Raw genomic sequence first — 1,695 nt, forward strand, 5'->3', positions numbered from 1 at the left:
CGCCATGGCGTATGACAAGATGAAGCGCGCGCAGTCGAGAGAAGACGTTCGCGGGTGGGTTGAGATGCGTGAGAAGGGTCACCACGACTTCGTCTCTGGAATGGCTGGTGCGCGTGAAGACGGGGTGCTCGAGGGGCTGGAGCGCGGACGAGAGCAGGGGCTTGAAGAAGGCCGCCAGCAGGGCTTCGAACAGGGTCTCGAGCGTGGCCTCGAACAGGGGTGGGATCTGGGCAGCGTGGGGGCGCGTCGAGAGACCGCGCGGCGCCTTCTGGCCGAAGGGCTCGATGTAGCGCTGGTCGCGCGCTCTACCCAGTTCAGCGAAGCCGAGGTCGAGGCGCTCCGCAACGAGTGAGCGACCTGGTCTCTGACCTGGGCGAAGATGAGTCCCAGCGAACAGGAGGTGCAGCCGAGTGTGCTGCTCCGCCCTTTGTTTTGTTCAGAAATGCGAGTCTGTGACGCGATACGCCACTGGCCCCCAACTTCACAGCGCATGCCGCAGGCTGAACGAGCCACGCTCGTCGACGTAGTCGCGCAGTCGCGCATAACCCAGGTCAAGCAGATGCGCGACGCCCTACGACCGCCAGGCACAGCGGGTCCGATGGCCTGTGCGCCCGTCGCGTCGCCACACATGTCTCTACCGGATCGTTTTGAAAACAAACAAAGCCCAGACAAGAGTCCCGGGGTCGCCACCCATGGAAACACGCGCGAACTCCGTATGATCGAGTTCTCGGCAGGGCACCTGAAGCCACCCTCATGCACGACTTTCGCCTGGGCTGGTCTCGTACAGAGCAAGGGTCTGTGTCAGTGCTCCCCCGTCGCTGCGGAGGGGCACATAAGTAGTCGCGCGTCCGCGTCCCGTCGCGTCTGCCCGTGCGCGTTCACAATCTCGTTACATCGCAGTTCTTCGATTGGTGGAAAAGTGTAACGAAGCGTTCACATCACCGTGGCACACTGCGCCCACCGATCCGCGCAGGAGGTTTCGGTGTCAGAGTTCATCACCAGGCTCACCAATGATGTGGTGTTCAAGATCGTGTTCGGAAGCAAGGGCAGCGAAGCGCCCCTGCGAGCGCTGCTCAACGCGTTGCTCGACAGGGGGCCTGGAGAGCGCATCGAGCAGGTCAAGATCATCAGTCCGGGTCTTGATCGAGACCACCTTGATGACAAGCACGTCATTCTCGACGTACGCGCCCGCGACCAGCGACGCGGAGCATACAACATCGAGGTGCAGGTGGCCAGCGAGCGGTACTTTCAAAAGCGTGCCACCTTCTATCTCTCGAAGCTCCATTCACGGCAGCTTCGAAAGGGAGAGCAGTACGGCCAGATCGCGCCCAGCGTGGGCATCTGCCTGCTCGATCACATCCGCTTCCCGGAGCGTGAGAACCTGCACAGCACGTACCTTCTGAGAGAGCGTCAGCATGGCGATGTTCTCACGGGAGACCTGCAGCTTCACTTCATCGAGCTGCCGAAGTTCGCAAAGCGCGATGTCAACGACCTCTGCACACCAGCGGAGCACTGGCTGCACCTGCTTCGCTTCTCTCACGAATACCGACGAGGAGGCGTGCCTCTGCCGGAGAAATTGATGGCTGAGGATGGTGTCGCCATGGCGTATGACAAGATGAAGCGCGCGCAGTCGAGAGAAGACGTTCGCGGGTGGGTTGAGATGCGTGAGAAGGGTCACCACGACTTCGTCTCTGG

Annotated in this window: 2 protein-coding genes; both read left to right on the plus strand. The window is 61.5% G+C overall.

The window, feature by feature from the left end; all coding sequences use genetic code 11:
* Positions 1 to 352: hypothetical protein (locus EB084_24820; protein NDD31488.1), on the plus strand; the 352-nt coding region annotated here is incomplete at its 5' end.
* A 630-nt stretch (positions 353 to 982) separates the two neighbouring features.
* The coding region (locus EB084_24825; protein NDD31489.1) for an Rpn family recombination-promoting nuclease/putative transposase at positions 983 to 1,695 on the plus strand (713 nt) is incomplete at its 3' end.

It is taken from the genome of Pseudomonadota bacterium, from assembly GCA_010028905.1.
Classification (GTDB): domain Bacteria; phylum Vulcanimicrobiota; class Xenobia; order RGZZ01; family RGZZ01; genus RGZZ01.